The organism is Arhodomonas sp. KWT (assembly GCF_010993615.1).
This window is the reverse complement of record NZ_WNXE01000365.1, coordinates 1-1,856: the sequence shown is the minus strand read 5'-3', so window position 1 is coordinate 1,856 and position 1,856 is coordinate 1. Positions and strand designations below refer to the sequence as shown.

Genomic DNA, 1,856 nt, shown 5'->3' with positions numbered 1-1,856 from the left:
GCCGTCCAGGCCCGGCACGCCGGTATCGCGCAGGGCCTGCGCGAGTCGCTCGGCGCGGTCCCACTCGCCGCTGTCCATGGCCTCGCCCGCGGCCGTCTCGAGCTGCCCCAGCAGGTCCAGGGCGCGGGGGGCGGCGGGGTGTTTCGCCTCCTCCAGCAGGTGGCGGATGTCGCCGGCGGTGCGCGTGAGGAGGGTCTGCGCGGTCTCCGCCCGGCCCAGCGTCAGGGCCCGGCGCAGCCGCGGCACCAGGGCGGCGACCGGGCCGCCGGAGACGGCCCGGCGTGCGGTTTCCGGCAGGGTGTCGAACCAGCGCCGGTAGGTGGCGGCGTCCATGGTGTTCACCCGATCGGCCATCCCGGCGAGGGCGTCGGACTGTTCGGGGAGGTTCACGCCCCGCTCCTGAAGCCGTTCGACCATGGCCCCGGCGTCCTCGGGGATGTCGCCGACGCGGTAGCCGGCGGCCTTGAGCCGGCGGAGGATAGTGACCAGGGAGGCGGGGACGTCGAGGTTGTCCGCGCCGATGTTGTGCCGCCCCGGTGGGTGGTTGTAGTAGATGATGGCGATGCGCTTGTCGGCGTTGGCCTTGCGCTGCAGCGTGATCCAGTTGCCCGCACGGCGGGCGATGGCATTCACCTGTGCGGGCAGCGGGTGGGTCACGGTGAGCTCGATGCCGGTGAGCGGATCGATCCGGGGCGGCTCTGCGGCGGCGAGCACCATCGGCTGGCTCACGCCCTGGAACTCGGGCATCGACAGCCGGTAGTGGACGCTGTCGGCGGGCAGGCCGTCCGGGGAGAGCCGCCACTCGGCCTCGGTGCGCTTGCTCAGGCGGATGCCCTGGAGTACCGGCACCTCCAGCGACTCCAGCGCCCGGGTGGCGGCCTCGCGGCCGTCGCCGCCGCCGATCACGAATCCCTGGAGGCTGATGATCGCGCCCAGCGGGGTGTCGCCGAGGCGCTGGTCCAGGGTCTCCAGCGCGGTGACGCTGGCCTGCCCCCAGCGTGCGAGCAGCACCAGGCACTGGGGGCCCTGCTCGCGTACCGCCTCGCACAGGGCGTCGAGCAGGGCGCGCTGGCCGACGCTGTCGCCGGTGTCGTGGTCGAGTACGGCGACCACGGGACGCTTCGCCCCGAGGCCGAGGTCGTCCGCGGGGACGACCTCGCCGTCGTGGTAATAGCGCAGCGGCGCCCGGGTCTGCGGCTCGGGTACGCTCACATCCGCACCCGCCTCCCGGGCGAGGTAGGCGAGCAGACCGGCGGCATTGGCCGCACCGCGGCCGCTCCAGTAGGCGTGAGCGGTGAGCCAGCCCGCCTGGGCCGGGTGCTCGGCGGCGAGCCGCCGGCGCATGGCGGCCGGGTCCTCGTCCGCGCCGGGATTGGCCGTCAGCTCGTCCAGGGTGGCGTCGTCGAGCCCCGCCAGCGGGTGCCTGCCGTCGAGGCGTGTGAGCCGGTTGATCGCGCGGGCGCTGCTCACGCCGATCACGGCACGGTGGCCGCGGTCCCGCTGCACCAGCCGGCGCAGGCGTGGCACCACCGCGTCGCCGAACACGGCGGCGAACAGCACCGCGTCGGCGCGCTGCCACAGCGCGGCGAGCGCGGCGTCGGAGAGCCCGGCGATCTGCCCGGTGGTGCGCAGCACGATCTCATGGCCGGTATGTTCGGCGGCATAGCGTTCTGCGCCGGCCGCGAGCCGGGGCGCGGAACGCTCGGAGACGATTCCCAGCAGGACCGGGCCGTCGCCGTCATCCGCGGCCGGCGAGGGGCCCGGGGCGAGCCCCAGGACGAGGAGCGCCGTGGCGGCGAGCCGCCGCCACGGGAGACCGGTGATGGACATGGCCGCGGCTTAGCTGCCCGGCTGCC

At 75.0% G+C, this 1,856-nt stretch carries 1 protein-coding gene; it reads right to left on the bottom strand.

Annotated elements, in window-relative coordinates:
* Positions 1-1,830 (bottom strand): cobaltochelatase subunit CobN (locus G7A99_RS18975; protein ID WP_205599931.1); only part of this gene is annotated, 1,830 nt, incomplete at its 3' end.
* Positions 1,831-1,856: the final 26 nt, after the last annotated feature.